Origin of the sequence: Microcystis sp. M49636_WE2 (assembly GCF_030065375.1) — a bacterium.
GTDB lineage: Bacteria > Cyanobacteriota > Cyanobacteriia > Cyanobacteriales > Microcystaceae > Microcystis > Microcystis aeruginosa_C.
The window spans coordinates 1-5,548 of the sequence record NZ_JASJFG010000328.1; the positions used below are offsets into that span (position 1 = coordinate 1).

Sequence of the window (5,548 nt, forward strand, 5' to 3'; positions counted from 1 at the left end):
TAGGGTTTGCTGAAAAAGTTTTTCGTGGGGGCAGGGTGTGGGGTGTGGGGTGTGGGGTGTAGGGTTTTACCGATTTTCATCTGGTCAATTACCTAATTTTCAGGGAAAAAGTACCTGAATTTTCCCCCCGCTCACTCCCAGGTCTGGTACTTTTGGATTGACAAAAAGTCTAAAAGTCTTATCCAGCAAGGTTTTTAGATTTATTCAGCAAGCCCTAATTAGATTTTTTAAGCTATATTTTCAAAAAAATCGCTTTAGCTACGGTTTAAGCTTGCTTTTGCCTTAATAAGCACCAACTTAAGATCAAAAGGCATCCTCTTGTGTGGATCAGTTAGTCAACCGGCTACCCTTTGATCTTGGCGCTGCTAATGATTTTCCGAGAGATGGCGCGGATGGGCGATCGCTAACCGCAGCCATTGATAGGAAACTAGATTTAAAATCAGTCCGATGATCAGTAAAATTGCCATGAGAGCGATTTGATACCAGGCAATCGGTCTGACCAAAAGATCGGCGATCAGATGGGCTAAATTCAAGATAGAATAGAGAATTGTTAGCCAGAAATGGGTTTTTATCAAGGAACGACTTTCACTAAAATTGACCCCGATAATCGCTAACATTGGCAGCAAAAAAAAGAGTAACATTCCCCAGAAAATCGGATCGAGATTGCTGGTTTGATGACTCTCGACGATCGATTGACCATGGAAGAGTGGCATTAACCCTAGTTGCGTGTGAAATAGGGTTCCCAAGAGAAATGTTGTCCAGAGAGCGGCAATTTTTTCGGGATATTTCGCTGTTTTCACGGTAATTATCCTCTTAATCGGTTAATATAAAAGACCGGGCTAGGTGAGAAAGTATTCTTAAATTTTTCCTAATCACTACATTCCGGAAAAAATTGCTGTATTTAAAAGGTCAATTTAAGTCTGAATGGCATCACTATCTGACCCATTAGATGCTAAACTCCCCAGACATTATCTTGCTGTTGAACGTTGTTAGCAACCACGATCGGAACTACTACAAAAAGGACGTTGATTTAGTGCGAATTTTAGTCTAGCCTGAAATCGAGGGTCTTAAAAATAGGGCGAACGAGGGGACTCGAACCCCCGAGTGGTGGAACCACAATCCACTGCCTTAACCACTTGGCTACGCTCGCCGTACACCTTTTCAAGTATAGCACAAGACGAATGGTTGACAAGAGGTTTTTTATCCTAATTCGGGCTATCGTTAGGGTAAGCGAGTGATGATTTGAGAGCTTATGAAATTGGCGCGGTTAGGGGGAATGGTGTTAGGAGTGGTTTTCGGGGGAATTGCGGGGATATTGCTGACAACTAACCCTAATCGTCAAGATTACGAACAATACGCTTCCCAGAGGTTAACTAGCTATCTTAAGGATAATGTCTGCGCTCGGGCGCAAGCTTCCATCGAGGTGCAGGCTCTCTTGCGGGGTTACTGTAAAATGTTGGTGGATACGGGTCATCCTTTTTTACAAGAAGCGATCGCCACTAACACCACTAGAAAGAATTTTCTCATTTTCAGCGTTTATCAAACGGAATTATCGTTCCCTCCCCCTTTACCTAGTTATCACTTCAGCACCGTCGGTTTTTTGAACAAATTATACATCTACGAAGCTTTAGAACTGTAGTCAGACAATTAGAATTTTGGTACTGATTGTATTGTAGTGGTGATAGCTGAAACTTTTGCTAATTGGGCATTGTAGTCAGATAAAGTACCAAACAGCCCCAAGGTGATTCTCAATTTTTCACCCTAACCCAAAAAGTCAAACATTTACGGAAAAAAGCAGACTTTGCCATTCCAAAAGTACAGGAATCGGGATACTGAGAGAGCGGGGATTGTCTAGGGGTAGGGAAAGCTCGATCGCTTCGGTAACGGGTAGCTGTGCTAAGATATCCCGCATCTTGTATTGACCAACGTTAGCTGCGGGTGATTCTTGGGCAAAAGCATCCTCAGCCGCTAAAATTTGCCCTTTAGCAGTGGTTATCGTTAATCTTTCTGGGTGAAGAAACTCAATCCCCTCTGGAAATCCCACCAAGCGCAAACTAATTTCTACCGTTTCCCCATCTTTAACTCGTTTAAATAACACCACCTGCCAAGGACTACCGGTATCATCGCGCAAACTATGACGGGATTGATATAACAGCTGCCCCGGTCCTTCTAGCTGTTGTCGAGTTAGAGCTAGTGCGGACAAGGAAAAATCGATTTGAAGGCTAATAAATAGCAAAAAACTGACGAGAACACAAAATAATAATAGAAATCGTTTCATAACTTTATTGACATTATCTAAAAAATGTGATAATAGCTTCGGCACTTGAGCTAAATTAACATAATTAGGGTTTGCTGAAAAAGTTTGTTGGTGGGAGCAGGGTGTAGGGTGTAGGGTGTAGGGTGTAGGGTTTTACCGATTTTCAGGTAGTCAATTACCTAATTTTCAGGGGAAAAGTCCTGGAATTTTCCCCCTGAGTACTCCCGGTCTCGGCACTTTTGGATTTCAAAAAGGTCTAAAAGTCTTATCCCACAAGGTTTTTAGATTTATTCAGCCAACCCGAAATAAATCCTCGCTCCGCCATTGCCTTGATTCTCCCTGATAATTATGGGACTTTTTGCCCGTCACCAAAACCTCCGTCAGTGGTTTAAATCCCAACACTTCGGACGTAGCGCCACCGATAGTCGTTATGCTTTACTGGTCGCCTGTTTAATCGGAATTCTCTCCGCCCTTGCCGCTATTATCCTGAAATTGGGCATCGGTTGGTTAGGTGGTTGGCGGGTGCATCTAGTAGCCAATTCCTCTCCTTTCCTAGTTTTGCCCCTCGGCGGTTTTCTGCTTGGCTACAGCGCCGGCTGGATTGTCGAACACTTCTCCCCCGCAGCCGCCGGGGGTGGTATTCCCCAAGTAAAAGCGGCCCTAGCTAAATATCCTTTGCCCCTGTCTTGGCGCGTTGCCGTCGTAAAAATGATCGGGGCGATCCTGATCCTTGGCGGTGGTTTAACCCTTGGTCGTCGGGCCCCCACGGTACACATCGGGGCAGCCCTAGCGGCCCAATTAAGTGTCTGGCTGCCCACCAGTCCCGATCACCGTCGTCAGATGATCGCAGCCGGGGCAGCCGCCGGGTTAGCGGCCGGTTTTACTACTCCCATCGCCGGAGTCCTCTTTGTGATCGAGGAATTAATGCGCGATGTTTCCAGTATGACCCTAGAAACGGCGATCGTGGCTTCCTTTACCGGGGCCGTAGTTTCGATGATGCTGCAGAATACCCCCTCGATCATCACTGAATATGCCAATATTAGCTTCTCTGCCCAAGAAATACCCATTTATTGCCTTTTAGGGGCTTTAGCGGGCTTATTGGGGGCTTTATTCAATCAAGGCATCCTTTTTTGTAGCCAGATGCAGCGGCGTTGGCGGTTATCTTTAGCTTGGCGCATCGGTCTGGTCAGTGGCTTATCGGGAACGGTAGTGGCTTTTTTACCCGACTTTTTTCGAGATAATACGGGTTTACGCGAATTTTTGCTGGCAGGGGAATTAAGTTGGCAGAATACCGCCCTCGCTTTTGTGGTCTATTTTTTCCTGACGATGATCTCCTATAGTTCCGGCGCCCCTGGAGGACTCCTCGCCCCCGCTTTGGTGTTGGGATCCTGCTTGGGGTTTCTGGTGGGGGGAATCGAGACGAAAATTATGGGTTTCGGCAGCGAACCTAGTTATACTTTAGCCGGTATGGGGGCTTTTTTTACGGGAGTAGTCAGGGTTCCAGTAACGGCGATCGTGATTGTCTTTGAACTGCATCGCAATTTTAATATTGTGCTGCCCCTGATGTTGACCTGTGCCGTTTCTTATATCACTGCCGAAAGCATTCACCCCGGTTCCCTCTATCAGCATTTACTTTCCGCTAGTGGTATTATTCTCAACGAAGAAACCCCTTCTAATGATGTGTTGGCCCATCTGTCGGCTATGGATGTGATGCAATCGCAGGTGGAAATTCTGCCGGCGGATTTACCCCTGGGGGAAGTGGTGAAAATTATGTCCCGTTCCCATCATCGCGGTTTTCCCGTGGTGGAACAGGGGCGACTATTGGGGATTTTTACCCAAAGTGATCTGGATAAATGGCGATCAAAAAACAGTCAAACAGTCCTACGGGAGATGATGACTCCCAATCCGATTACGGTGGCTCCCCAGGCAGCCTTAAGCGATGTTTTATTTCTGTTAAATCGCTATCAGCTTTCCCGTTTACCCGTTACCGACGGTCAAAAACTGGTGGGGATCATCACCCGCACCGATATTATCCGGGTGGAAGCTGATCAATTGGGGGGAGTTTGTCAACTGCCCCAACGCAGTACCCCTTCCTATGTGGTTTATCAAACTCGTTCCCCGGCTGTGGGAATAGGCCGGATTTTATTACCTATTGCCAATCCCGACACCGCTACCGCTTTGTTTAAAATTGCTGTTGCGATCGCCCGTGAACGCAATTATGAGATAGATTGTCTCTATGTGATTACTGTGCCTCGTCTTAGTTCTCCGGCGGAAGTCAGGGTGGATACGCGGGAAGGACGCAAATTACTTCATCGTCTAGAAAGATTAGCCCGACAGCAGAATATCTCTGTTCATACACAAATTTCTGTGGCTCAGGATATCGCCGACGGGATTTTGGCCACGATTCGCGAACGACACAGCAATTTATTAATTATGGGTTGGACGGGGGAAAGATCCACTACTGGGGCGATTTTTGGGTTTTTAGTCGATACTTTGATTGCTCAAGCTCCCTGTGAAACCATCTTGGTAAAATTGGGGACAAAGGATTGTTTTCCCAACGATCCTAATCGGGAAAGGATTTGGCTGATTCCCACCGCCGGCGGTCCCAATGCCCAACGCGCCTTAGGATTATTGCCTAGTTTGCTGTCTTTGTCCGAGTCTTCGGATTATCCCAAACTTTGGTTATGTAAAATCTATTCTCCGACGGAGTTACTGCCAGATCTGTCTATTTTGGAAGTTTTACAAGCATCTTTACAGAAAGCGATCGCACAGCCAGTCCTGCCTTTACCGATTCGTTCGGCCTCTCCGGCCGAGGCGGTAATTAATCTGGTAGAATCGGAGGATTGTTCTTTGGTGCTTTTGGGTGCATCTAGGGAAAGTTTGCTCAATCAGTTCTTAAATGGCAATATCCCCTCGACGATTGCCCGTGCCGTTAACTGCACTGTCATTCTCGTGCGAGGGGAATTATCGGAGTAGGTTATTAGCTAGGCGGAAGCTAAAGTTAAACCGAAGGGTACGGTATTGTCAATTTTGGCCCCTTGACTTTCCCCTAGGGAATGGGGGTAGAATATTTCCCCCTCTAGTTGACCATCGGAGTCATCGTCATCCCCATCGCTGATATAAAGGCGTTCACAGGGGATATTATCGGAAAGGATGGCACTGGCCATCATCCCCGTATGAATCTCTAAGAAAGCATCCGCTAGGGTCTCAAATACTAAACGCTGCCCGGGGAAAACCACCCTTTCAAAATACCAGTTAGCAATATTGGTGATGCGAACAATTTGAATATGA

5 protein-coding genes and 1 tRNA gene are annotated in these 5,548 nt (G+C 46.4%); 2 read left to right on the forward strand and 4 right to left on the reverse strand.

Going from position 1 to position 5,548, the window contains the following annotated elements; all coding sequences use genetic code 11:
* Window positions 1–365: 365 nt before the first annotated feature.
* Together PX484_RS07850 and PX484_RS07855 are read right to left on the reverse strand one after the other, a co-directional pair.
* On the reverse strand, window positions 366–800 hold the full coding sequence (locus tag PX484_RS07850; RefSeq protein ID WP_287668513.1) for a hypothetical protein: 435 nt from the start codon (window positions 798–800) through the stop codon (window positions 366–368).
* 277 nt (window positions 801–1,077) lie between these two features.
* A tRNA-His gene (locus PX484_RS07855) sits at window positions 1,078–1,150 on the reverse strand.
* A 102-nt stretch (window positions 1,151–1,252) separates the two neighbouring features.
* On the opposite strand from PX484_RS07855, the gene PX484_RS07860 reads away from it, so the two are divergent.
* Window positions 1,253–1,639, forward strand: coding sequence for a DUF4359 domain-containing protein (locus PX484_RS07860; RefSeq protein ID WP_002800780.1), 387 nt, complete (start codon window positions 1,253–1,255; stop codon window positions 1,637–1,639).
* 135 nt (window positions 1,640–1,774) lie between these two features.
* On the opposite strand, the gene PX484_RS07865 is transcribed toward PX484_RS07860, so the two are convergent.
* The gene (locus PX484_RS07865) at window positions 1,775–2,278 is read right to left on the reverse strand and encodes a DUF3122 domain-containing protein (protein ID WP_149974146.1); all 504 of its coding nucleotides are present in this window, start codon (window positions 2,276–2,278) and stop codon (window positions 1,775–1,777) included.
* Between the two features lie 327 nt (window positions 2,279–2,605).
* Between PX484_RS07865 and PX484_RS07870 the strand changes: the two genes are divergently transcribed.
* A complete protein-coding gene (locus tag PX484_RS07870; RefSeq protein WP_287668517.1) occupies window positions 2,606–5,233 on the forward strand; it encodes a chloride channel protein in 2,628 nt (875 codons plus the stop codon).
* An 8-nt stretch (window positions 5,234–5,241) separates the two neighbouring features.
* Here PX484_RS07870 and PX484_RS07875 read toward each other — a convergent pair.
* On the reverse strand, window positions 5,242–5,548 hold a 307-nt coding region (locus tag PX484_RS07875), incomplete at its 5' end, for a DUF1830 domain-containing protein (protein WP_288103380.1).

Bases quoted from the DNA above. Each gene is read 5' to 3' on its own strand.
- PX484_RS07860 (WP_002800780.1), top strand. From the start codon at position 1,253: ATGAAATTGGCGCGGTTAGGGGGAATGGTGTTAGGAGTGGTTTTCGGG.
- PX484_RS07870 (WP_287668517.1), top strand. From the start codon at position 2,606: ATGGGACTTTTTGCCCGTCACCAAAACCTCCGTCAGTGGTTTAAATCC.
- PX484_RS07865 (WP_149974146.1), bottom strand. From the start codon at position 2,278: ATGAAACGATTTCTATTATTATTTTGTGTTCTCGTCAGTTTTTTGCTA.